Annotated in this window: 23 protein-coding genes; 19 read left to right on the top strand and 4 right to left on the bottom strand. The window is 67.0% G+C overall.

From position 1 onward, the window contains the following. The 9 genes from ACXJKM_RS22710 to ACXJKM_RS22670 form a co-directional block, all read left to right on the top strand. Positions 1-616: HAD-IC family P-type ATPase (locus ACXJKM_RS22710; RefSeq protein ID WP_457355317.1), on the top strand; the 616-nt coding region annotated here is incomplete at its 5' end. Continuing rightward, positions 616-765 carry a cbb3-type cytochrome oxidase assembly protein CcoS gene (ccoS, locus tag ACXJKM_RS22705; protein ID WP_457355315.1) on the top strand — a complete coding sequence of 50 codons (150 nt, stop codon included), beginning with the start codon at positions 616-618 and terminating at the stop codon, positions 763-765. The genes ACXJKM_RS22710 and ccoS, both read left to right, overlap by 1 nt. Positions 766-811: 46 nt before the next feature. Beyond that, the gene (gene ccoN, locus ACXJKM_RS22700) at positions 812-2,260 is read left to right on the top strand and encodes a cytochrome-c oxidase, cbb3-type subunit I (protein WP_457355313.1); all 1,449 of its coding nucleotides are present in this window, start codon (positions 812-814) and stop codon (positions 2,258-2,260) included. Between the two features lie 170 nt (positions 2,261-2,430). Further along, complete coding sequence (ccoO, locus tag ACXJKM_RS22695) at positions 2,431-3,054, top strand: cytochrome-c oxidase, cbb3-type subunit II (RefSeq protein WP_056197785.1); 624 nt, start codon at positions 2,431-2,433, stop codon at positions 3,052-3,054. Positions 3,055-3,066: 12 nt separating this feature from the next. Beyond that, positions 3,067-3,198 (top strand): cbb3-type cytochrome oxidase subunit 3, encoded by a 132-nt coding sequence (locus ACXJKM_RS22690; RefSeq protein ID WP_056197782.1) that lies wholly within the window; start codon positions 3,067-3,069, stop codon positions 3,196-3,198. Then, on the top strand, positions 3,195-4,112 hold the full coding sequence (ccoP, locus tag ACXJKM_RS22685; protein ID WP_056197780.1) for a cytochrome-c oxidase, cbb3-type subunit III: 918 nt from the start codon (positions 3,195-3,197) through the stop codon (positions 4,110-4,112). The genes ACXJKM_RS22690 and ccoP overlap by 4 nt, the downstream gene beginning before the upstream one ends. A 5-nt stretch (positions 4,113-4,117) precedes the next feature. Continuing rightward, entirely contained in the window at positions 4,118-5,572 is a 1,455-nt protein-coding gene (gene ccoG / locus ACXJKM_RS22680) for a cytochrome c oxidase accessory protein CcoG (protein WP_457355311.1), read from the top strand. Positions 5,573-5,588: 16 nt separating this feature from the next. Continuing rightward, a complete protein-coding gene (locus ACXJKM_RS22675) occupies positions 5,589-5,852 on the top strand; it encodes a hypothetical protein (protein ID WP_056197775.1) in 264 nt (87 codons plus the stop codon). Continuing rightward, entirely contained in the window at positions 5,849-6,142 is a 294-nt protein-coding gene (locus ACXJKM_RS22670; RefSeq protein WP_457355309.1) for a hypothetical protein, read from the top strand. The genes ACXJKM_RS22675 and ACXJKM_RS22670 overlap by 4 nt, the downstream gene beginning before the upstream one ends. On the opposite strand, the gene ACXJKM_RS22665 is transcribed toward ACXJKM_RS22670, so the two are convergent. Further along, entirely contained in the window at positions 6,105-7,442 is a 1,338-nt protein-coding gene (locus tag ACXJKM_RS22665; protein WP_457355307.1) for an NAD(P)/FAD-dependent oxidoreductase, read from the bottom strand. The genes ACXJKM_RS22670 and ACXJKM_RS22665 overlap by 38 nt on opposite strands. A 141-nt stretch (positions 7,443-7,583) precedes the next feature. Between ACXJKM_RS22665 and ACXJKM_RS22660 the strand changes: the two genes are divergently transcribed. The 4 genes from ACXJKM_RS22660 to ACXJKM_RS22645 all read left to right on the top strand — a co-directional run bounded on the left by ACXJKM_RS22660 (position 7,584) and on the right by ACXJKM_RS22645 (position 11,495). Further along, positions 7,584-9,089, top strand: coding sequence for a sensor histidine kinase (locus tag ACXJKM_RS22660; RefSeq protein ID WP_457355305.1), 1,506 nt, complete (start codon positions 7,584-7,586; stop codon positions 9,087-9,089). Next, a complete protein-coding gene (locus ACXJKM_RS22655; RefSeq protein ID WP_457355304.1) occupies positions 9,073-9,534 on the top strand; it encodes a hypothetical protein in 462 nt (153 codons plus the stop codon). The genes ACXJKM_RS22660 and ACXJKM_RS22655 overlap by 17 nt, the downstream gene beginning before the upstream one ends. Before the next feature lie 10 nt (positions 9,535-9,544). Further along, the gene (locus ACXJKM_RS22650; RefSeq protein WP_457355302.1) at positions 9,545-10,951 is read left to right on the top strand and encodes a sigma 54-interacting transcriptional regulator; all 1,407 of its coding nucleotides are present in this window, start codon (positions 9,545-9,547) and stop codon (positions 10,949-10,951) included. A 199-nt stretch (positions 10,952-11,150) separates the two neighbouring features. Next, a complete protein-coding gene (locus ACXJKM_RS22645; RefSeq protein ID WP_056197769.1) occupies positions 11,151-11,495 on the top strand; it encodes a BON domain-containing protein in 345 nt (114 codons plus the stop codon). Positions 11,496-11,555: 60 nt separating this feature from the next. Here the strand turns inward: ACXJKM_RS22645 and ACXJKM_RS22640 are convergent, their stop codons facing one another. Further along, a complete protein-coding gene (locus ACXJKM_RS22640; RefSeq protein WP_457355300.1) occupies positions 11,556-12,293 on the bottom strand; it encodes a helix-turn-helix domain-containing protein in 738 nt (245 codons plus the stop codon). Positions 12,294-12,377: 84 nt separating this feature from the next. On the opposite strand from ACXJKM_RS22640, the gene hemN reads away from it, so the two are divergent. From hemN to ACXJKM_RS22620, 4 genes are all read left to right on the top strand, one after another. Further along, complete coding sequence (gene hemN / locus ACXJKM_RS22635; protein ID WP_457355298.1) at positions 12,378-13,772, top strand: oxygen-independent coproporphyrinogen III oxidase; 1,395 nt, start codon at positions 12,378-12,380, stop codon at positions 13,770-13,772. Continuing rightward, positions 13,772-14,392 (top strand): urease accessory protein UreH domain-containing protein, encoded by a 621-nt coding sequence (locus ACXJKM_RS22630; protein WP_457355296.1) that lies wholly within the window; start codon positions 13,772-13,774, stop codon positions 14,390-14,392. Before hemN ends, ACXJKM_RS22630 begins: the two co-directional genes overlap by 1 nt. 63 nt (positions 14,393-14,455) lie before the next feature. Further along, positions 14,456-15,712 carry an NADP-dependent isocitrate dehydrogenase gene (gene icd, locus ACXJKM_RS22625; RefSeq protein WP_457355294.1) on the top strand — a complete coding sequence of 419 codons (1,257 nt, stop codon included), beginning with the start codon at positions 14,456-14,458 and terminating at the stop codon, positions 15,710-15,712. Positions 15,713-15,745: 33 nt separating this feature from the next. After that, complete coding sequence (locus ACXJKM_RS22620; protein ID WP_457355292.1) at positions 15,746-16,021, top strand: hypothetical protein; 276 nt, start codon at positions 15,746-15,748, stop codon at positions 16,019-16,021. A gap of 251 nt (positions 16,022-16,272) precedes the next feature. Here the strand turns inward: ACXJKM_RS22620 and ACXJKM_RS22615 are convergent, their stop codons facing one another. Together ACXJKM_RS22615 and ACXJKM_RS22610 are read right to left on the bottom strand one after the other, a co-directional pair. Beyond that, a complete protein-coding gene (locus tag ACXJKM_RS22615) occupies positions 16,273-18,510 on the bottom strand; it encodes an NADP-dependent isocitrate dehydrogenase (RefSeq protein WP_457355290.1) in 2,238 nt (745 codons plus the stop codon). A 164-nt stretch (positions 18,511-18,674) separates the two neighbouring features. After that, positions 18,675-18,926, bottom strand: a complete 252-nt coding sequence (locus tag ACXJKM_RS22610; RefSeq protein WP_457355327.1) for a cold shock domain-containing protein — start codon at positions 18,924-18,926, stop codon at positions 18,675-18,677. 195 nt (positions 18,927-19,121) lie between these two features. Between ACXJKM_RS22610 and clpS the strand changes: the two genes are divergently transcribed. Continuing rightward, the gene (gene clpS / locus ACXJKM_RS22605) at positions 19,122-19,502 is read left to right on the top strand and encodes an ATP-dependent Clp protease adapter ClpS (protein WP_056197758.1); all 381 of its coding nucleotides are present in this window, start codon (positions 19,122-19,124) and stop codon (positions 19,500-19,502) included. Beyond that, the gene (gene clpA, locus ACXJKM_RS22600; protein WP_457355288.1) at positions 19,499-21,826 is read left to right on the top strand and encodes an ATP-dependent Clp protease ATP-binding subunit ClpA; all 2,328 of its coding nucleotides are present in this window, start codon (positions 19,499-19,501) and stop codon (positions 21,824-21,826) included. The genes clpS and clpA overlap by 4 nt, the downstream gene beginning before the upstream one ends. Positions 21,827-21,872 lie beyond the last annotated feature (46 nt).

The raw sequence follows: 21,872 nt of genomic DNA, 5'->3' as shown, positions 1-21,872 counted from the left end.
GGCCTGGGTCAGCGCGCGGCCCGATCCGGCTGCGCGGCTGGCGTTTGGCCCCGTGGGCTGCGGCGGCTGCGTGCTGTGGCTGGACCTTGCCGAGGCACCACGCGCCGATGCCGCGGCAACGATCAAGGCCTTGCGCGCCCAGGGCAGGCGCGTGCGCCTGCTATCGGGCGACCAGCCGGCGGCGGTCGCGCGCATGGCGGCGTGGCTGGACATTGCCCACTGGCGCGCGGGCGCCACGCCCGAATCCAAGCTTGCTGCGCTGCGTGACTGGCAGGCGCGCGGCGAGCGCGTGCTGATGGTCGGCGACGGCATCAACGACGCGCCGGTGCTGGCCGCGGCCGACGTGCGCATCGCCATGGGGCAGGGCGCCATGCTGGCGCGCGGTGCCGCAGATGCGCTGCTGGTGTCCAACCAGCTGATGGCCATCCCGCAGGCGCTCGCGCTGGCGCACAGGACCCGCCGCGTGCTGCGCCAGAACCTCGCCTGGGCGGCGCTCTACAACCTGGCCTGCGTGCCGCTGGCACTCACCGGCTGGCTGCCGCCACTGGCGGCGGGCCTGGGCATGGCGGCGAGCTCGCTGTTCGTCGTGCTCAATGCCCAGAGATTGGCGCGCTGATGGACATCCTGTATCTCCTCATCCCCTTTTCGGTCGTGCTGGTGCTGCTCATCGTGGCGGTGTTCGGCTGGGCTGTGCACTCCGGGCAACTGGACGGCTTCGAAAACGAGGCTGAACGCATCCTGCTTGACGAGGATCAAGGCGTCTAGGAGCCCCCGCGCGAAGAATCGTTTGCATCAGACTGAAGGAGTCGCGATGGCGAACGAAAAGGCGCTGGCCACCACTGGGGCGGTATACGAAGACGGACCGGTACGCGCATTTGCGCTGGCCGCCGTTCTGTGGGGCGTGGTGGGCATGCTCGTGGGCGTCATCATTGCGGCGCAACTGGCCTGGCCCGATCTCGGCGCAGGCATCCCCTGGTTGAGCTACGGGCGGCTGCGGCCCCTGCATACCAACGCGGTCATCTTCGCGTTCGGTGGCTGCGCACTGATGGCGACCAGCTACCACGTCGTGCAGCGCACCGGCCAGACCCGCCTGTTCGCGCCGGGCCTGGCGTGGTTTCACTTCTGGTGCTGGCAGCTGGTCATCGTGGCTGCGGCCATCACGCTGCCGCTGGGCTTCACACGCGGCAAGGAATATGCCGAGCTGGAATGGCCCATCGGCGTGCTGATCACCATTGCCTGGGTGTCCTACGCCATCGTGTTCTTCGGCACCGTGGGGCGCCGCAAGATCCGTCACATCTACGTGGCCAACTGGTTCTTCGGTGCCTTCATCCTCGCTGTGGCCCTGCTGCACCTCGTCAACGGCGCGGTGATCCCGGTCAGCTTCTGGAAAAGCTATTCGGCCTACGCCGGTGTGCAGGACGCCATGGTGCAGTGGTGGTACGGCCATAACGCGGTGGGCTTCTTCCTGACCGCGGGCTTCCTCGGGATGATGTATTACTACATCCCCAAGCAGGCCGAGCGCCCCGTCTACAGCTACCGCCTGTCCATCGTCCACTTCTGGGCGCTGATCTTCACCTATATGTGGGCGGGCCCGCACCACCTTCACTACACGGCGCTGCCGGACTGGGCGCAGAGCGTCGGCATGATCTTCAGCCTGGTGCTGCTGGCGCCGAGCTGGGGCGGCATGATCAACGGCGTCATGACGTTGTCGGGTGCCTGGCACAAGCTGCGTGACGACCCCATCCTGAAGTTCCTCATCGTCGCGCTGTCGTTCTACGGCATGTCGACCTTCGAGGGGCCGATGATGTCCATCAAGACCGTCAACGCGCTGTCGCACTACACCGACTGGACGGTGGGCCACGTGCACAGCGGGGCGCTGGGCTGGGTGGGCCTCATCTCGATGGGCTCGCTCTACCACCTGATCCCGCGCATGTTCGGCCGCACGCAGATGTACTCCAAGCGCGCCATCGAACTGCACTTCTGGATCGCGACGCTGGGCATCGTGCTCTACATCGCCGCGATGTGGATTGCCGGCGTCATGCAGGGCCTGATGTGGCGYGCGSTCAACCCTGACGGCACGCTGGTCTACACCTTCGTCGAAAGCGTCAAGGCGACCTGGCCCTTCTACGTGATCCGCCTCAGCGGCGGCCTGCTCTACCTCGGCGGCATGCTGGTCATGAGCTGGAACGTCATCAAGACCGTGCAGGCCGGCCGTACCCAGGCCGTGCGCATCCCTGTGCCTGCGCTGGCTCACGCCTGAACTGACATGCAGCCCCTCGTCCAACGAGTACGTTGGCCGGTCCCCCGCGGGGACGGCGATACCTGCCGGTTCGACCGGCAGGTACGTCGCCCAACGCGGGCCGGCTTGGGAGCGGCCCGGCGCTCGGCCCGCAAATTTCAAGCGCCGCTACACGCGGCGGAGCAAATGACATGAGCACACAAACTTCATCCGTCTCCGGCCACCAGCGCATCGAGACCAGCAACCTGCTGATGATCGTGCTGGTGCTGCTGACCGTGCTGGTTGGCGGCGTCGTCGAGATCGTGCCGCTGTTCTTCCAGCGCTCCACCACCGAGGCCGCGCCCGGCCTCAAGCCCTACACGGCGCTGCAGCTGGCCGGCCGCGACATCTATCTGCGCGAGGGTTGCTACAACTGCCACTCGCAGATGATCCGCCCGCTTGCCGCCGAGACGCTGCGTTATGGCAAGTACTCCACGGCGGGCGAGTTCGTCTATGACCACCCCTTCCAGTGGGGCAGCAAGCGCACCGGGCCCGACCTGCATCGCGTCGGCGCCAAGTACAGCGACGACTGGCACCGCATCCACCTGAACAACCCACGCGACCTGGTGCCCGAGTCCAACATGCCTGCCTACCCCTGGCTGGTGAATGCACCGGTGGACGCAGCCGGCATGCCGGCGCGCCTCGCGGCGATGCGCATGCTGGGCGTGCCCTACACCGAGGCGGAGGTGAAGGCCTCCTCCCAGGACGTGACGGGCAAGACCGAGCTCGACGCGCTGGTGGCCTATCTGCAGGTGCTTGGCACCGCGAACAAGTAAGGAGCCCGCACCATGGGCATCAACGAACTCCGTGTGGCTGTGACTCTCGTGTCGCTGGCCGTCTTCCTCGGCATCATCGCCTGGGCCTGGCGCGGCCGCTTCGACGACGCCGCCCGCCTGCCCCTCGAAGGAGATGAGCAATGAGCGACTTCTTCAACGGCGGCTGGTCCCTCTTCATCGCCATTGGCACCATTGGCGGCCTCATCTTCTGCGGCATTCTGCTCATCATCGCCAGCCGCCGCCAGGTGATGGCCTCGGACAACACGACGGGCCACGTCTGGGACGAGGATCTGCGCGAACTCAACAACCCGCTGCCGGCCTGGTGGATGGGCCTGTTCGTGCTGACCATCGTCTTCTCCGGCATCTACCTGGCGCTCTATCCAGGGCTGGGCAACCAGGCCGGCAAGCTGGGTTGGACGAGCCTGGGCGAGCACGCCAACGACCTGGCACAGGCGCGCGCCACCATGGCGCCGGTCTATGCCGCCTTCGCCGACAAGACCCCGGAGCAACTCGCCAAGGATCCCAAGGCCCACGCCATTGGCGAGCGGCTGTTCGCCAACAACTGCGCGCAGTGCCACGGCGCCGACGCCAAGGGTTCCAAGGGCTTCCCCAACCTGACCGACACCGACTGGCTGTGGGGCGGCTCGCCCGAAACCATCACCGAGACCATCACCAAGGGCCGCGAGGGCAACATGCCCGTGATGGCCCCGGCAGTGGGCGCGGCGGAGGATGTGCGCAACGTCGCCCACTACGTGCTGTCGCTGTCGGGCAGCCCGCACAACGCGCTCTACGCCCAGCTCGGCAAGCCCAAGTTCACCGCCTGCGCGGCCTGCCACGGCCCCGGCGGCCAGGGCAACCCGGCCCTGGGGGCGCCCAACCTGAGCGACAAGGTCTGGCTGCATGGCTGGGGTGAGGAAGCCGTCACGGCCATGGTCAACAACGGCAAGCACAACGTGATGCCGGCCCATGGCGAGCGGCTGACGCCCGAGCAGATCCGCGTGCTTGCGTCCTATGTCTGGGGTCTGTCGCAGTCGCAAGGCGTCATCGCTTCCCCCTGAGTCCCATGCCTGTTCCCTCCGCGCCCGGTCCGGGCGATGCCGTCCAAGTCATCCGCCTCTACAAGTCGGAGGACAAGATCCACCCGCGGTCGGTGGACGGCTTCTACGCCCGCTGGCGCTGGGCCATCGTCGCGCTGACCCAACTCGTGTTCTACGGCCTGCCCTGGCTCAGTTGGGGCGAGAGGCAGGCCGTGCTCTTCGACCTGGGCTCGCGGCGTTTCTACATCTTCGGCCTGGTGCTGTATCCGCAGGACTTCGTGTACCTCACGGGCTTGCTGATGATCTCGGCCTACGCGCTCTTCCTGTTCACCGCCGTGGCCGGGCGCCTGTGGTGCGGCTACGCCTGCCCACAGACGGTCTACACCGAGCTGTTCATGCTCATCGAGCGCTGGTTCGAGGGCGACCGCAACGCGCGGCTGCGGCTGCAAAAGGCGCCGTGGTCCTGGACCAAGCTCTGGCGCAAGGCGGGCAAGCAGTCCGCCTGGATCGCGCTGGGCCTGTGGACCGGCTTCACCTTCGTTGGCTACTTCACGCCCATCCAGACACTGGCGCGCGAGGTCCTCGCGTTCGGCATGGGGCCGTGGGAAAGTTTCTGGGTGCTGTTCTACGGCTTCGCTACCTACGGCAATGCCGGCTACATGCGCGAGCAGGTCTGCAAGTACATGTGCCCGTACGCGCGCTTCCAGAGCGCGATGTTCGACCGCGACACGCTGATCGTCAGCTATGACCCGGAGCGCGGCGAGCCGCGCGGCAAGAACGCGCAGCGCGGCAAGAAGGGCGAGGTGCGCAGCGCCGCCGCGCCCGTGGGCGACTGCATCGACTGCAACCTGTGCGTGCAGGTCTGCCCGACCGGCATCGACATCCGCGACGGCCTGCAGTACGAATGCATCGGCTGCGCGGCCTGCATCGACGTCTGCAACGGCGTCATGGACAAGATGGGCACCGCGCGTGGCCTCATCCGCTATGACACCGAGAACGGCCTGGAGCAGCGCCTGACGCGCGCGCAGCGCTGGCAGCACGTGCTGCGCCCGCGCGTGCTGRTCTACACCGCCGTGCTGCTCGTCATCTGCACGGCGCTGATGTGGAGCCTGCTGTCGCGGCACAGCTTCCGCGTCGACATCGTGCGTGACCGCGCTTCGATGGCCCGCCTCGTCGAGGATGGCTGGATCGAGAACGTCTACCGCCTGCAGGTCATGAACGCGACCGAGTCGCCCCAGCACTACCGCATCGAAGCCGAGGGCCTGCCCGGCCTGGTGCTGACCCAGGCCGCCACCGTGGACCTGGGCCCGGCCGAGGCGCGCTGGGTGGCGGTGGCCCTGCGCGTGCCGCCCGGGACGGCGCAACAGCTCAAGGCTGGCGCCCATCCCATGCGCTGGCGCATCAGCCGTGTCGGCGATGGTGCCGGCGGATCGGCCGCCGAGACCGTCGTCGAGAAGTCCACTTTCGTGCTGCCGCGCTGACGGCGAGGAGAACCCCATGTCCGCCCTGAATCCCTCCTCCGCCTGGCGCGAGCCCATGGTCTGGCTCGTGGTCGGGGGCCCGGCGATCGTCGTCGTTGCCAGTTTCTTCACGCTGGCGCTGGCCATCCGCCACCCCGACCCGCCGCTGGAGCTGCACCGCACCGCCCAGGCTGCCGATGCCACCGAGCCCGCCGACCTGCGCGCCCGTGCCGGTGATGCGGTACCGGCCCTGGTCGCTCGCAACCATGCCGCCACGGGCACGGCGGGCCTGAAGAGATGAACGGCGCCGCCGGCCCCACGCGCATCAAGCGCTTTGCGATGGCCGTGGCCTGGTCGTCCTTCCTTGCGGCTGGCGTGCTGGAGGCCCTGGTGTTCGCCGTCGTCGACCCGGCCGACCTGCGCTGGTTTGGCACTGCGCCCGTGCAGTTGTCGACCCAGGCCGTCTACACCCTCAGCTTCCTGATCTTCTGGGCCGTCATCGCCTTGGGCGCCAGCCTGGCGTTGCTGCTGATCAGCCTGCCCGGCGACGAGGTCAAGCCTGGGCGTCACGCGCCGGGCTGGCCTCGCTGAGCCCGGCGCCTGCCACCACGCGTGCGTTGCGGTCATGCGTCCAGTAGGCCCAGGCCCAGTCCACCAGCACGACGAAGCGGTTGCGGAAGCCGATCAGGAAATAGACGTGGGCGAACAGCCAGAACAACCAGGCCGGCAGGCCCGAGAAGCGCAGCGACCCGGCCGGCGTGCCCAGGTCGACGACGGCGCTGTGGCGGCCGATGGTGGCGAGGTTGCCGTAGTCGCGGTAGCGAAAGGCCTGCGTCGCCTCGCCGCGCAGCCGGCGCTGGATGTTGGCGGCGGCGTGCCGGCCCATCTGCTTGGCGCCGGGTGACACGCCGGGCACGGGCTTCGGAGGCTGGCCGGGCGCGTGGCTTTGCGCGGCGGCGAGGTCGCCGATGACCTGGATATTGGCCTGGCCCTTCAAGCTCAGGTCAGGCTCGACGACCACACGGCCGGCGCGGTCCAGCGTGCAGCCGGTTGCATCGGCCAGCGCACGGCCCAAGGGCGAGGCCGCCACGCCGGCGGCCCAGACGACGCAGCGGCTGTGCAGGCGCTCCGGGCCGGTTGGCGTCGTGATGTCCAGCCCCTGGGCGTCGATGCCGGTCACACGGGCGTTCAGGCGCACGTCCACGCCGAGCGCGCCCAGTTGCTCGCGGGCGCGTTCGCTCAAGCTCTCGGGCATGGCCTGCAGCACACGCGGGCTGCCCTCCACCAGCAGCACACGTGCCTGTCGTGGGTCGATGCGGCGGAATTCACCGGGCAAGGTGTGGCGGGCGATCTCGGCGAAGGTGCCAGCCAGTTCGACCCCGGTCGGCCCACCGCCGACGACGACGAACTGCAGCAGGGCGGCACGCTGGGCGGGATCGTCCTCGCCATTTGCTTCACGTTCGGCGGCCTCGAAGGCCAGCAGCACGCGGCGGCGAATCTCGAAGGCGTCGCTCAGCGTCTTCAGCCCCGGCGCGTGCTCGGCCCAGTCATCGCGGCCGAAATAGCTGTGCGTGGCGCCAGCGGCGACGATGAGGTGGTCCCAGCGCAGCGTGGCGCCATCCTTCAGCGTGGCGGTTCGCGCGGTGGCGTCGATGGCTACGATCTCGCCCATCAGCGTCGTCACATTGCGCTGGCCGCGGAAGAGGTGGCGGATGGGCGCCGCAATCGACGGCGCCGACAGGCCCGCCGTGGCCACCTGGTAGAGCAGGGGCTGGAAGAGGTGGTGGTTGGTCTTGTCGACGAGGGTGATGTCGACGTCGGTGCTGCGCAGGGCGCGCGCCGCCTCCAGGCCGCCGAAGCCGCAGCCAATGATCAGGACTTGAGGACGCATGGACAGCCATCCTACGCTCGGTTTGTTGCGCCGCAGCATGGCTGTTTTTCAAATGGCGGCAGGCTGGTTGCATCGTGATGCAAAGCCAGCCGGCGAGGTCCGATCACGTGCCGTTTGCGCACCTAGGATGCGGCGCCCAAGATGTCCTCCGCCACGCTGGCCGCTGCCTCCTCCGCACCCGAACCGACCTGGCAACGCCCGCGCGGCGGTGGCCTGCGCGGGCTGTCCTTCCACCAGTGCCTGCTGGCCGCCTTTTTGCTGATCACGGCGCTGCTGGGCGGCGCGGCGGCCCAGGCCATGTTCGCACTCGAGCATGTCGCCCTGCAGAGCCGCGAAGCCGCGCAGGACGCCGCCAGTCTGAGCGCCCAGGTGCAGCGGCTGTCCGAACGCACCGTGGCCATGGAGCGCAGTGCGCGGCAGTTCCTGGTGCTCGACGACGCCAGCCTGCGCGAACGCTTCCAGGCCGCCTGGGCAGACGCCAAGGCCACGCAGGCGACATTGGCCGGCACGCTGACCGAGCCGGCATCGAAGCAGCTGTTCGCCGACTGGGGCAGGCAGGCCGAAGCGGCCTGGGAGGTGCTGCAGAACCCGGGCCCGACCCGCACTCGCTCCACGGCACTGCGGCGGCTGACACCGGTATTCGCGCGCCTGCACGGCCTCAACGAGACCCTGACCGAGCAGAGCCAGCGCGCCGTGGACCGCCGCAGTGACGCGGTGCTGGCCGAACTGGAGCAGCAGCGCCGCCTCATCAGCGCCCTGGTGCTGGGCGCCATCGCGCTGGCCGTGCTGCTGGCGCTGGGCTTTGGACACTGGCTGCTGCGGCCTCTGGCCCATGTCGAGGCGGCCATCGGCCGGTTGGGCGACAACCGCTTCGACGAGCCCGTGGAGGTGCGCGGCCCGGCCGACCTGCGCCGGCTCGGGCGCCAGCTGGAGTGGCTGCGCCAACGCCTGGCCACGCTGGAGTCGGACAAGACGCGCTTCGTGCGCCACATGTCGCATGAGCTGAAAACGCCGATGGCCTCCATCCGCGAAGGCGCGGCCCTGCTGCGCGAGGGCGTTGCCGGCCCGCTGACGCCGGATCAGACCGAGATCGTGCGCATCCTCGGCGACAACAGCGCCGCCCTGCAGGGCCAGATCGAGGACCTGCTGCGCTACCAGACGCTGGCCTCCAACTCTCAGCAACTGCAGCGCCGCGCGACCGACCTCAAGGCGTTGCTGGCGCGTGTGGTGGATGAACAGCGCCTGCTCTGGCAGACCCGGGGCCTGCAGGTACGCATTGACGCCGCGGCCTGCAACGCCCTTGTCGACGACGCCAAGCTGGCCATCGTGCTGGCCAATCTGCTGGCCAACGCGCTGCGCTTCAGCCCGCCCGGGGGCGTCATCGTGCTGACCCTGGAGCAGGACGACCGCAAGTTTTGCATCGACTGCATCGACGCCGGTCCCGGCGTGGCAGCCGAGGATGCCGAGCGCATCTTCGACCCCTTCTATCAAGGCCGCAACCAGGCGCCCGGTGCGCGCCGCGGCAGTGGCATCGGCTTGTCCATCGTGCGCGAGATCGTGCAGGCCCACGGCGGCAGCTGCCGGCTGCTGGCCAGCGAAGGCGGTGCCCATTTCCGGATCGAGATACCCCATGCGAAGACTGCTTGAGATTGGCTCATTGCTGCTGCTGGCCGCCTGCCAGACGGCCCCGCCAGCGCCCGTGCCGGCTCCGCCGCCCCCTGCGCCTGTCTGCCCGGAGCTGCCCGCGCCACCGCCGCAGGTCGACGATCTGAAGGCGCTGGTCGGCTATGCCGAGGATCTGCGCAAGGCGCTGGCCCTGAACCAGGGGCGCAGCAGCGCAGACCAGGCCCAGGCTGCGGCGCAGCTCGACCTGATCGCCAATGCGACCGACGCGTCGGCCGAACCGATCAAGCCGCTGGCCACGCTGATGGCCACCCGCTTGGCCGAGCAGCGGCGGCTGCAGGACAACATCGACAAGCTCAGCCAGCAACTGCGCGAGAGCCAGCGCCGCAACGAGCAGCTCAACGAGAAGCTCGAGGCCCTCAAGGCCATCGAGCAGACCCTGCCGGGCAAGCCTGGTGCTCCGCGATAAAGAGGCAGCGATGACCACACAAGCCGCAATCCTTCTAGTCGACGACGACGCCGACCTGCTGCGCCTGATGACGATGCGGCTGACCGCTGCCGGCCACGCCGTGCAGGCCGTGGCCAGCGCCGAAGCTGCGCTTGCCCACCTCGCCGTGCGGCTGCCATCCCTCGTCATCACCGATGTGCGCCTGCCGGGGCTGGACGGCCTGGCCCTGTTCGACGAGGTGCGCGCCCGGCACCCGTCGCTGCCGGTCATCCTGTTGACCGCGCACGGCAACATCCCCGATGCCGTCGAGGCCACGACGCGGGGTGCCCATGCCTATCTGACCAAGCCCTTCGACGGCAAGGGGCTGCTGGACAAGATCAACCAGGCGCTGCGGGTGAACGTGACGGGGCCGGCGCCGCTTGACGGCGATGCTGCGTGGCGCAGCGAGATCATCAGCCGCAGCCCGCGCATGGCCGAGGTGCTGTCCGAGGCGCGGCTGGTGGCGGCGACCGACGCGAGCGTGCTGATCTCGGGCGACAGCGGCACCGGCAAGGAGCTGCTGGCGCGCGCCATCCACCGCGCCAGCCCGCGCGCAGCGAAGCCCTTCATCGCGGTGAACTGCGCCGCCATCCCCGAGGCACTGCTGGAATCCGAGCTGTTCGGCCATGTGAAGGGCGCCTTCACCGGCGCGCAGGCACAGCGCCAGGGGCTGATCCCCGCGGCGCAGGGCGGCACGGTCTTTCTGGACGAGATCGGCGACATGCCGCTGGCCTTGCAGGTGAAGTTGTTGCGCGTGCTGCAGGAGCGTGTCGTGCGGCCGGTGGGCAGCAACGAGGCGGTGGCCGTGGACGTGCGTGTGCTGTCCGCCACCCACCGTGACCTGGAGCTCGCCATGGCCGAGGGTCAGTTCCGCCCCGACCTCTATTACCGGCTCAATGTCGTGCAACTGCGCCTGCCCCCGCTGTCGGAGCGGCGCGAGGACATCGCACTGCTGGCCCAGCACTTCCTGCAGACCTTGGCCGAGCGGCACCGCCGGCCGGTCAAGGGTTTTGCGCCGGATGCGCTGGAGGCGTTGGTGACTGCGCCCTGGCCGGGTAATGCGCGCCAGCTCTACAACGTCGTCGAACAGGTCTGCGTGCTGGCCATGGCGCCGCTGGTGTCGCTGACCCAGGTGCAGCGCGCGCTGCAGACGCCGTCGTTGGAGGTGCTGAGCTACCAGCACGCCAAGCAGCGTTTCGAGCGCGACTACCTCAATCAGTTGCTGAAATTGACCTCGGGCCATGTGGCCGAGGCCGCACGCCTGGCCGACCGCAACCGCACCGAGTTTTATCGCCTGATGCAGAAGCACGGGCTGGATCCGCAGCTCTTTCGCGCTGACCCCCTAGCTGCCGCGTCGGATTCGGGCGACAGAAAACCGTCAGATGAATCAAGCACTTAGGCCGGCATCGCCATGCAGCGTCGCCGCCCGGCGACAAAATGGCCGGTGCTGAGGGTTGCTGAAGGGCCCCGTCGCGCCGGGTTTTGTCCTAAGTCGTTGATCTGCTGACGAAATTTGAAACTGGCACGGGCCTTGCGCTGAACCTGTTCGTGGTGCCCCCCGGTATCGCTTTCGATTCACGCATCCTCAGGAGATCTGCATGCGACAAACATCCACCTTCGCCCGACTGCTGTCTGCCGCCTTGATGGCTGGTAGTGCCACTGCAACCTTTGCCGCTGACCAAGCACCGGCGACGCCGGCCCCGGCCGAACAGGTTGCTCAGGCGCAAACCGCCGGCGACACGACGATTGCCAGCCAGGCCCAGGCCGTATTGCAGCAGGACAAGGATCTGGCAGCCCTGCCGCTGACCGTGAGCAGCAGCGCTGCTGGCGTGGTCGTGCTCAAGGGCGCGGCACCCAGCGCCGACCTGGCCCAGAAGGCCATCAAGCTGGTTCAGGCCGTGCCCGGCGTGAAGGAAGTGCGCAACGAGATCAAGGTCGGCTGACCGCCGTTTCCTTGATCTCGAGGCCCTGCGCGCCCCCGCAGGGCCTTTTTTCGTCTGGCTTCAGCAGCGGCTGTTGTTCACCAAGACCTGAAGCCCGGCCTGGTCGAGGATGCGCAGCTGGCGCTGCTTGACCTCCAGCAGCCCGTCCTCCTGGAATTTGGAGAAGGTGCGGCTGACGGTTTCCAGTTTCAGGCCGAGGTAGCTGCCGATCTCTTCGCGCGTCATGCGCAGCACGAGGCTGGATGCCGAGAAGCCGCGTGCCTGCAGGCGCTGGGTCAGGTTCAGCAGGAAGGCCGCCAGGCGCTCCTCGGCCCGCATATTGCCGAGCAGCAGCATGACGCCGTGGTCGCGCACGATCTCCCGGCTCATGATCTTGTGAAAGGAGTGCTGCAGCACGCTGAATTCGCGTGAAAGCTCCTCCAGCTGGGAATAGTGAATGACGCAGACGGACGAGTCCTCCAGCGCGACGGCGTCGCAGTGGTGGCGGTCGCTGCTGATGCCGTCCAGGCCGAGCAACTCGCCGGCCATCTGGAAGCCGGTGACCTGGTCGCGGCCATCCTCGCTGCCGACGCGGGTCTTGAAGAAGCCGGTGCGCACGGCGTACAACGCTTCAAAGCGCTCGCCGTTGCGAAACAGATACCCGCCGCGCGGCACGCTGCGTCGCATCGCGACGAGGCCATCCAGGCGGGTCAGGTCGGCGGCCCGCAAGCCCACAGGCAGGCAGAGCTCGCGCAGATTGCAGCTGGCGCAGGCGACCTTGAGCGGCTCGAGCGCGGCGGTGGGGCAGGGAAGACTCATGGGTTGGCATTCTTGGACCGGGCCGGCACTGCGCGCTTGACCTGGATCAAGGCCGGCGAGCCGCGGTATCGGCACAGTTGCCGCATGGCTGCTGTGACCGAAAGACCGCTGGACCCCGACCTCCTTGACGCCAACATCAGGCGCCACGACGTGGCCGGCCCGCGCTACACCTCCTACCCGACGGCCGACCGCTTCGTCGAGGCCTACCAGGCACCCCAGCACCTGCAGGCCCTGGCACAGCGCGGCGCGGCCCAGCCGCTGTCGGTCTATGTGCACATCCCGTTCTGTGAGCAGCTCTGCTACTACTGCGCCTGCAACAAGATCATCACCAAGCACCACGAGCGCGCCCAGCCCTATCTGGCCGCGTTGAACCTGGAGATGGACCTGGTGGCCGAGGCCCTGGGTGGCCACGCGCCCGTTTCGCAACTGCATCTGGGCGGTGGCTCGCCGACCTTTCTGTCGGACACTGAACTGAGCGTGCTGATGGATGCGTTGCGCCGGCGCTTCAAGCTGCTGCCTGGCGCCGAGTTGTCCATTGAGGTGGACCCGCGCACGGTCGACCTGGCGCGCCTGGCGCACCTGCGCCGGCTTGGGTTCAACCGCCTGTCCTTCGGCGTGCAGGACTTCGACCCGGCCGTGCAGAAGGCCGTGCACCGCGTGCAGCCGCTGGCCTCTGTCGCGGCCCTGATGCGCGGGGCGCGCGAGCTGGGTTTCGCCTCCATCAGCGTCGACCTGATCTATGGCCTGCCGCTGCAGACGCCGGCGTCCTTCCCGCGCACCATCGCCCAGGTCGCCGAGCTCCGGCCCGACCGCATCGCGATGTATGCCTATGCCCACCTGCCGCAGCGCTTCAAGCCGCAGCGCCGCATCGTCGCCGAGTTGCTGCCGCCGGCGGGTGACAAGCTGGCCATGCTGTCAGGCGCGATCAGCGCGCTGCTGGGCGAGGGCTATGCCTACATCGGCATGGACCATTTCGCGCTGCCCGACGACCCGCTGGCCGTGGCCAAGCGCCAGGGCCTGCTGCACCGCAACTTCCAGGGCTATTCGACGCAGCCTGATTGCGATCTCATCGGCCTGGGCGTTTCGGCCATCAGCCGCGTCGGCGCAACGTATGCGCAGAACGCCAAGACCCTGGCCGAGTATGAGGATGCGCTGAACCAGCGCCAGCTGCCCGTGCAGCGCGGCCTGGCATTGACGCGCGACGACCTGGTGCGCCGCGCCGTCATCATGGCGTTGATGTGCCAGGGCCGGCTGGAGTTCGAGTCCATCGCGGCGTCCTATCTCGTCGACGTTGCCACCTACTTCGCGCCGGAGCTGGAGCGCTTGTCCCGGCTGGCCGACCAAGGCCTGGTCGAGCGGCAACCCGACGCTCTCCAGGTCACGCCGCTGGGCTGGTATTTCGTGCGCGCCGTCGCGTCGGTTTTTGATCGCTACCTGCAGGCCGACGCCAGCCGCGAGCGCTTCTCCAAGATCATCTGATGGATGCGGCCCTGGTCCTGTCCGCCACGCTGATGGGGCTGGCAGGCATGCCGCACTGCGCGGCCATGTGCAGTGCGCCTTGCGCCCTCGCCGCGGGGCACCGGCCCGTGCGGCTGCTGGCCGGCCGACTGTTAGGTTATGYCGCCGGGGGTGCGGTGGCGGCAGCGTCCGTCCAGGCGCTCGCACGTGTCTCGCAGAGCGTGACGCTGCTGCAGCCCGCCTGGGCCTTGCTGCAGGCGGCACTGCTGCTGTTCGGCCTGACGCTGTTGGTGCGTGGCCGCGTGCCGGCGTGGCTGGGCGCCATGCGCTGGCGCCCTCAGCCGCGCCATGCCTTCGCTACCGGCATCGCCTGGGTGGCCATGCCCTGTGGGCTGCTGCATGCGGCGCTGCTGCTGGCCGGCTTGTCAGGCTCGCCCTTGAGCGGTGCCGCAGCGATGGCTGGCTTTGCGCTGGCCAGCACACCGGGCCTCGTCATCGCGCCGCTGTGGCGGGCGCGGCTGCTCAAGCAGGGTACGGGTGGTGAGGTGCTGGCGCTGCGCCTGGCCGGGCTCATGCTGGCCGCGGGGGCGGCGTGGGGGCTGGTGCACGGCGTGTGGCAGCGGCTCCTGCTGGCCTGCTGAGCCGGCCATAAACTCGCCGGGTTTCGTTTCCTAGTCTCGTCTCTTGCGCGGAGCCCACACGTCATGTCCCAACACATCAAGGTGCCTGAAGGCGGCCAGAAGATCACCGTCAACGCCGACTTCACGCTGAACGTGCCCGACCAGCCCATCATTCCCTACATCGAAGGCGACGGCACCGGCCTGGACATCACGCCCGTCATGCTCAAGGTGGTGGACGCGGCGGTGGCCAAGGCCTACGGCGGTGCGAAGAAGATCCACTGGATGGAGGTCTACGCCGGCGAGAAGAGCACTCGCGTATACGGCCCCGATGTGTGGCTGCCCGAAGAGACGCTGCAGGCCGTGAAGGAATACGTTGTCTCCATCAAGGGGCCGCTGACCACGCCCGTCGGCGGTGGCATCCGCTCGCTGAACGTCGCCCTGCGCCAGGAGCTGGACCTGTACGTCTGCCTGCGCCCGGTGCAGTATTTCGACGGCGTGCCCAGCCCGGTGAAGGAGCCGCACAAGGTCGACATGGTCATCTTCCGCGAGAACTCGGAGGACATCTACGCCGGCATCGAATACGAGGCCGAGAGCGACAAGGCCAAGAAGCTCATCAAGTTCCTGCAGGACGAAATGGGCGTCAAGAAGATCCGCTTCCCAAACACCTCGGGCATCGGCATCAAGCCTGTCAGCCGGGAGGGCACCGAGCGCCTGGTGCGCAAGGCCATCCAGTACGCCATCGACAACAACAAGCCCAGCGTCACCATCGTGCACAAGGGCAACATCATGAAGTTCACGGAAGGGGCTTTTCGTGACTGGGCCTATGCGCTGGCGCAGAAGGAGTTCGGCGCCSWGSCMATYGACGGYGGCCCGTGGWKSAAGTTCAAGAACCCCAAGACSGGCAAGGACATCACCATCAAGGACAGCATCGCTGACGCCTTCCTGCAGCAGATCATCCTGCGCCCGGCCGAGTACAGCGTCATCGCCACGCTGAACCTGAACGGCGACTACATCTCCGACGCGCTGGCCGCGCAGGTGGGCGGCATCGGCATCGCCCCGGGCGCCAACATGAGCGACTCCATCGCGATGTTCGAGGCCACGCACGGCACGGCGCCGAAGTACGCYGGCAAGGACTAYGTGAACCCCGGCTCCGAGATCCTSTCGGCCGAAATGATGCTGCGCCACATGGGCTGGATAGCAGCCGCTGACCTCATCATCAGCGCGATGGAGAAGGCCGTCCTGAGCAAGAAGGTGACCTACGACTTCGCGCGCCTGATGGACGGCGCGACGCAGGTGTCGTGCTCCGGGTTCGGGCAGGTGATGATTGACCAGATGGAGTGACACGGTTTCGCCCCGAACGCCTAGACTTTGGGCATGCCGGACTACATCAACACCTACGTTGACGAAGATCAGCTCCTCATCTACGAGGGGGCGGACTTCGACGAGGTGTATCTGGCTGACCGTTCGGGTGAGCGCGGTGCACAGGTGTGGTGTTGGACTCGTCGTGAGACGGACCTCAACAAGGCCAGCTGGCTGCGGCTGATCGTGTCGGTCGATGACAAGGATTCCGCTGCCGCCGTGGAGCGGGTCCGTGGCGCGTTGAAGCCGAATCCTGTGCCGGATCCGTTTCGCAAGCCCGTGCAGCATTGAGTTCGCAATGGTGCAAAAAGAAACCCCGGCGCTCAGGCCGGGGTTTGGGACGACCCGTGGTGCTTCACGTGTCGCCTGTCAGAAGGCTTTGCAGGAGCAAACGCCTGGTATCAGACTGTAGTAAATATTTTGGTCGTTGGGCTTGCTGTTTCATTGCGGAATACCCGCCAACGTGAAATCGCAACGCGTCATGAGGCGTTGCAAGCAAAACGGGGCACCGATGGCGCCCCGTTTCTTCATTCAGCAGTCGATCAGCTGGCCAGCGATTGCAGCGCCGCATTGAACGTGGCGCTGGGACGCATGACCTTGTCGAGCTTGGCAACGTCCGGCAGGAAATAGCCGCCGATGTCCGTCGGCTTGCCTTGGACGGCCTTCAGTTCCTCGGCGATCTTGGCCTCGTTGGCGGTCAGCGTCTGGGCCAGTGGCTTGAAGCGGGCCGCCAGTTCGGCGTCCTCGGTCTGCTCGGCCAGGGCCTGGGCCCAGTACAGCGTCAGATAGAAGTGGCTGCCGCGGTTGTCGAGCTCGCCGGTCTTGGGGCTGGGGCCCTTGCCGTTGTCCAGCAACTTGCCGGTGGCGGCATCCAGGGCCTTGGCCAGCACCTTGGCCTTGGCGTTCTTGGTCTTGATGCCCACGTCTTCCAGGCTGACCGCCAGCGCCAGGAACTCGCCCAGCGAATCCCAGCGCAGGTGGTTTTCCTCCACCAGCTGCTGCACGTGCTTGGGCGCCGAGCCACCGGCGCCGGTTTCGTACATGCCGCCGCCAGCCATCAACGGCACGATGGACAGCATCTTGGCCGAGGTGCCCAGTTCCATGATGGGGAAGAGGTCGGTCAGGTAGTCGCGCAGGATGTTGCCGGTGGCGCTGATGGTGTCCTGGCCGCGGATGACGCGCTCCAGTGTGTAACGCATCGCGCGCACCTGGCTCATGATCTGGATGTCCAGGCCGGTCGTGTTGTGCTCATGCAGGTACATCTTGACCTTGGTGATGAGCTGCGCCTCGTGCGGGCGGTAGGAGTCCAGCCAGAACACCACCGGCATGCCGGAGTTGCGGGCGCGCGTGACGGCCAGCTTGACCCAGTCGCGGACGGCGGCGTCCTTGCACTGGCACATGCGCCAGATGTCGCCCTGCTCGACGTCCTGGCTCATCAGCACCTCGCCGGTGGCGAGGTCGGTGATGTTGGCCACGCCGTCCTCCGGGATCTCGAAGGTCTTGTCGTGCGAGCCGTATTCCTCGGCCTGCTGAGCCATCAGGCCCACGTTGGGTACCGTGCCCATGGTGCGCGGGTCGAAGGCGCCATGCCATTTGCAGAAGTTGATGATCTCCTGGTAGATGCGGGCAAAGGTCGACTCCGGCATCACGGCCTTGACGTCCTTCAGGCGGCCATCAGCGCCGTACATCTTGCCGCCGCTGCGGATCATCGCGGGCATGGAGGCGTCCACGATGACGTCGTTGGGCGAATGGAAGTTGGTGATGCCCTTGGCCGAGTCCACCATCGCCAGTTCGGGGCGGTGTTCGTGGCAGGCGTGCAGGTCGCGCTTGATCTCGTCCTGCTTGGCGCTGGGCAGCGTGGCGATCTTGGTGTACAGGTCCACCATGCCGTTGTTGACGTTGATGCCCAGTTCGTCGAACAGCTTGGCGTGCTTCTCGAACGCGTCGCGGTAGAAGATGCGCACGCAGTGGCCGAACACGATGGGATGGGACACCTTCATCATGGTGGCCTTGACGTGCAGCGAGAACATCACGCCGGTCTTGCGCGCGTCCTCGATCTCTTTCTCATAGAAGGCCAGCAGGGCCTTCTTGCTCATGTACATCGAGTCGACGACCTCGCGGTCCAGCAGCGAAACCTTGGCCTTGAGCACGATGGCCTTGCCGCTCTTGGTGATGAGCTCCATCTTCACGTCGCGTGCGCGGTCCAGCGTGATCGATTTTTCACCGTGATAGAAGTCGCCGTCATGCATGTGCGAGACGTGCGAGCGCGAGGCCTGGCTCCAGTCGTCCATGCGGTGCGGGTTCTTGCGGGCGTATTCCTTCACCGCCTTGGGCGCGCGGCGGTCGGAGTTGCCTTCGCGCAGCACCGGGTTCACGGCCGAGCCGATGCACTTGTTGTAGCGCGCGCGGATGTCCTTCTGCTCATCCGTCTCGGGCTTTTCGGGGTAGTCCGGGATCTTGTAGCCCTTGTCCTGCAGCTCCTTGATGGCGGCCTTCAACTGCGACACCGAGGCGCTGATATTGGGCAATTTGATGATGTTGGCTTCCGACTTCAACGTCAGCTTGCCCAGGGCGGCCAGGTTGTCGGGCACGCGCTGCGCTTCAGTCAGTAGTTCCGGGAACTGGCCCAGGATGCGGCTGGCCACCGAGATGTCGCTGCTGACGACGTCGATCCCAGCCGACGCCGCGAAGGCCTTGACGACCGGCAGCAGCGAGGCAGTGGCCAAGCGGGGGGCTTCGTCGGTCAACGTGTAAACAATCTGGGTCTTTTCGGCGGTCATGAGCGTGTTCCGGTAGATGGCAATCCGTGTTGCACACAGCGCCAGGCGGCGGCGCGCAACACGTAACTCTAGCAAGCCGGGCGCGCTTGCTGCGCGAGCCCGGCGACGCCAATGCAAAAGCCCCGTGGCGTCAGGCCACGGGGCTTTTGATTTGTGAGCTCAGCTCAGGACGCCAGTTGCGGCTGTTGCTGCTGCTCGGCGGCGCGTGCGGCTTCCATCGGCGTGATGTTCTGCGCAAGCTGGCCTTTGGGGCCCTGCACCAGGTCGAACTGCACCTGGCTGCCCTGCTTCAGCGTCCGAAAGCCTTCCATCTGGATCGCTGAAAAATGGGCGAAGACATCATCTCCGCCAGCTTCCGGCTCGATGAATCCGAAGCCCTTGGCATCGTTGAACCACTTGACTTTGCCCAGTGCCATCATCTTGTCTCCATTCTTTGTGGCACCTCCTGGGGAGGCGGAGGCAGATTCTGGTAGCGCAATAAAAAGCGTCAATTCGGGACCTTCCCGGCCGGGTTCACCCTCAGAACCTTCCGCCCCGCGCTTGCAATTTCCAGGAGCGTCGCCAACTGCCCGCGGTCGGCGAGGGGAAGCCCCCGTCGATAGAATCCCGACATGCCTGTGCTCCCCGTCTTTTCACCGCGAAACCAGTCGCCCCCGCCCCCGCCCGCGCCCCCTCTGAAGCCGGGCAAGGACGAAGGCGAGGGCGCGGTCGTCGTCGAGCGGCAGACCCAGAAAACCGAGCCCCCCCGGCTCTACCAGGTCCTGCTGTTGAACGACGATTTCACGCCGATGGAGTTTGTTGTCATGGTTCTGCAGGAATTTTTCCGGCATGACCTCGATACGGCGACGCAGATCATGCTCAAAATCCACCACGAGGGTCGCGGGGTCTGCGGTGTGTTCACCAAGGACGTCGCCGCGACCAAGGTGGAGTTGGTTCTGGCCGCCTCACGGCGTGCCGGCCACCCCCTGCAGTGCATTATGGAGGCCGCATGATTGCGCAAGAGCTTGAAGTCAGTTTGCACATGGCGTTCGTCGAAGCACGCCAGCAGCGGCACGAATTCATCACCGTCGAGCACCTGCTGCTCGCTTTGCTCGACAACCCCAGCGCCGCGGAGGTGCTGCGCGCCTGCGCGGCCAACCTGGACGACCTGCGAAAGAGCCTGACGCAGTTCATCAAGGAAAACACGCCGATGGTGGGCGGCASCGACGAKGTSGACACSCAGCCCACGCTGGGCTTCCARCGYGTSATCCAGCGCGCCATCATGCACGTGCAGWSCACCGGCARYGGCAAGAAGGAAGTSACCGGCGCCAAYGTGCTSGTCGCCATCTTCGGCGAGAAGGATTCGCACGCCGTCTACTACCTGCACCAGCAGGGCGTCACGCGCCTGGACGTCGTCAATTTCATCGCCCACGGCATCAAGAAGACCGATCCCGAGCCGCCCAAGAACCCCGAGGGCCAGGCCCCCGGCAGCCAGGAAGGCGAGCGCGAGGAAGGCGAGGGCGGCAGCGCCAAGGCGTCGCCGCTGGAGCAGTTCACGCAGAACCTGAACCAGCTSGCCAAGGACGGCAAGATCGATCCGCTGATCGGCCGCGAGTMAGARGTCGAGCGCGTCGTGCAGGTGCTGTGCCGCCGGCGCAAGAACAACCCGCTGCTGGTCGGCGAGGCCGGCGTGGGCAAGACGGCCATCGCTGAAGGCCTGGCCTGGAGGATCACCGAAGGCGAAGTCCCTGAGGTCCTCGCCGACGCCGTCGTCTACTCGCTGGACATGGGCGCGCTGCTGGCGGGTACCAAGTACCGCGGCGACTTCGAGCAGCGCCTGAAGGCGGTTCTGAAGGCGCTGAAGGACCAACCCAGCGCCATCCTCTTCATCGACGAGATCCACACGCTGATCGGCGCCGGTGCGGCCTCGGGCGGCACGCTGGATGCGAGCAACCTGCTCAAGCCGGCGCTGTCCAGCGGCGCGATGAAGTGCATCGGCGCGACCACTTTCACCGAATACCGCGGCATCTTCGAGAAGGACGCGGCGCTGAGCCGGCGCTTCCAGAAGATCGACGTCGCCGAGCCTTCGGTCGAGCAGACCATCGAGATCCTGAAGGGGCTCAAGAGCCGCTTCGAGGAGCATCACTCGGTCAAGTACGCCCTGGGCGCGCTGCAGGCGGCCGCCGAGCTGTCGGCCAAGTACATCAATGATCGCCACCTGCCGGACAAGGCCATCGACGTCATCGACGAGGCCGGTGCTGCCCAGCGCATCCTGCCCAAGAGCAAGCAGAAGAAGACCATCACGCGCGTCGAGGTCGAGGACATCGTCGCCAAGATCGCGCGCATCCCGCCCGCATCGGTCAACAGCGATGACCGCAGCAAGCTCAAGACGCTCGACCGAGACCTGAAGAGCGTCGTGTTCGGGCAGGACCCGGCCGTCGACGCGCTCGCAGCCGCCATCAAGATGGCGCGCTCGGGCCTGGGCCGGCCCGAGAAGCCGGTGGGCTCCTTCCTGTTCAGCGGCCCGACGGGCGTCGGCAAGACCGAGGTGGCCAAGCARCTSGCCTACATCWTGGGCATCGAGYTGATCCGCTTCGACATGTCCGARTACATGGAGCGCCAYGCCGTSAGCCGCCTGATCGGYGCGCCTCCGGGYTACGTYGGTTTTGACCAGGGTGGCCTGCTGACCGAGGCCGTCACCAAGAAGCCGCACTCGGTGCTGCTGCTCGATGAAATCGAGAAGGCGCACCCGGATGTCTTCAACGTGTTGCTGCAGGTCATGGACCACGGCACGTTGACCGACAACAACGGGCGCAAGGCCGACTTCCGCAACGTCATCATCATCATGACGACAAACGCGGGCGCCGAGGCGTTGAACAAGGCCACCATCGGCTTCACGAACTCGCGCCAGCAGGGCGACGAGATGGGCGACATCAAGCGCCTGTTCACGCCGGAGTTCCGCAACCGKCTGGACGCCATCGTGTCCTTCCGCCCGCTGGACGAGGAAATCATCCTGCGCGTGGTCGACAAGTTCCTGCTGCAACTGGAAAGCCAGCTGCAGGAGAAGAAGGTCGAGGTCAGCTTCTCCGACGCGCTGCGCAAGCACCTCGCCAAGAAGGGGTTCGACCCGCTGATGGGCGCGCGGCCGATGCAGCGCCTCATCCAGGACACCATCCGCCGTGCGCTGGCCGACGAACTGCTGTTCGGCAAGCTGGTCGATGGCGGGCGCCTGAGCGTGGACGTGGACGACAAGGGCGAGACGGTGCTGGACATCCAGCCCACGCCGCCCAAGCCGGCCAAGGACAACAAGCCCAAGGCGGAGCCTGCCACGGCTTGAGTTCAGTGCTCAGACGGAAAGGGACGCTGCGGCGTCCCTTTTTTCG

It is taken from the genome of Roseateles sp. P5_D6, assembly GCF_054049415.1.
Note: the sequence above shows the minus strand (reverse complement) of the source record. Positions and strands in the feature narration are given on the sequence as shown.

What these genes read in the sequence shown, in the direction of transcription:
- hemN (WP_457355298.1), top strand. Translation starts at nt 12,378, where the DNA reads ATGGCTGCTGTGACCGAAAGACCGCTGGACCCCGACCTCCTTGACGCC.
- ACXJKM_RS22660 (WP_457355305.1), top strand. Translation starts at nt 7,584, where the DNA reads ATGTCCTCCGCCACGCTGGCCGCTGCCTCCTCCGCACCCGAACCGACC.
- ccoO (WP_056197785.1), top strand. Translation starts at nt 2,431, where the DNA reads ATGAGCACACAAACTTCATCCGTCTCCGGCCACCAGCGCATCGAGACC.
- ACXJKM_RS22675 (WP_056197775.1), top strand. Translation starts at nt 5,589, where the DNA reads ATGTCCGCCCTGAATCCCTCCTCCGCCTGGCGCGAGCCCATGGTCTGG.
- ACXJKM_RS22640 (WP_457355300.1), bottom strand. Translation starts at nt 12,293, where the DNA reads ATGAGTCTTCCCTGCCCCACCGCCGCGCTCGAGCCGCTCAAGGTCGCC.
- ccoS (WP_457355315.1), top strand. Translation starts at nt 616, where the DNA reads ATGGACATCCTGTATCTCCTCATCCCCTTTTCGGTCGTGCTGGTGCTG.
- ACXJKM_RS22655 (WP_457355304.1), top strand. Translation starts at nt 9,073, where the DNA reads ATGCGAAGACTGCTTGAGATTGGCTCATTGCTGCTGCTGGCCGCCTGC.
- ACXJKM_RS22670 (WP_457355309.1), top strand. Translation starts at nt 5,849, where the DNA reads ATGAACGGCGCCGCCGGCCCCACGCGCATCAAGCGCTTTGCGATGGCC.
- ccoP (WP_056197780.1), top strand. Translation starts at nt 3,195, where the DNA reads ATGAGCGACTTCTTCAACGGCGGCTGGTCCCTCTTCATCGCCATTGGC.
- clpS (WP_056197758.1), top strand. Translation starts at nt 19,122, where the DNA reads ATGCCTGTGCTCCCCGTCTTTTCACCGCGAAACCAGTCGCCCCCGCCC.
- ACXJKM_RS22645 (WP_056197769.1), top strand. Translation starts at nt 11,151, where the DNA reads ATGCGACAAACATCCACCTTCGCCCGACTGCTGTCTGCCGCCTTGATG.
- ACXJKM_RS22665 (WP_457355307.1), bottom strand. Translation starts at nt 7,442, where the DNA reads ATGCGTCCTCAAGTCCTGATCATTGGCTGCGGCTTCGGCGGCCTGGAG.
- ACXJKM_RS22620 (WP_457355292.1), top strand. Translation starts at nt 15,746, where the DNA reads ATGCCGGACTACATCAACACCTACGTTGACGAAGATCAGCTCCTCATC.
- ACXJKM_RS22650 (WP_457355302.1), top strand. Translation starts at nt 9,545, where the DNA reads ATGACCACACAAGCCGCAATCCTTCTAGTCGACGACGACGCCGACCTG.
- ACXJKM_RS22690 (WP_056197782.1), top strand. Translation starts at nt 3,067, where the DNA reads ATGGGCATCAACGAACTCCGTGTGGCTGTGACTCTCGTGTCGCTGGCC.
- ACXJKM_RS22610 (WP_457355327.1), bottom strand. Translation starts at nt 18,926, where the DNA reads ATGGCACTGGGCAAAGTCAAGTGGTTCAACGATGCCAAGGGCTTCGGA.
- ACXJKM_RS22615 (WP_457355290.1), bottom strand. Translation starts at nt 18,510, where the DNA reads ATGACCGCCGAAAAGACCCAGATTGTTTACACGTTGACCGACGAAGCC.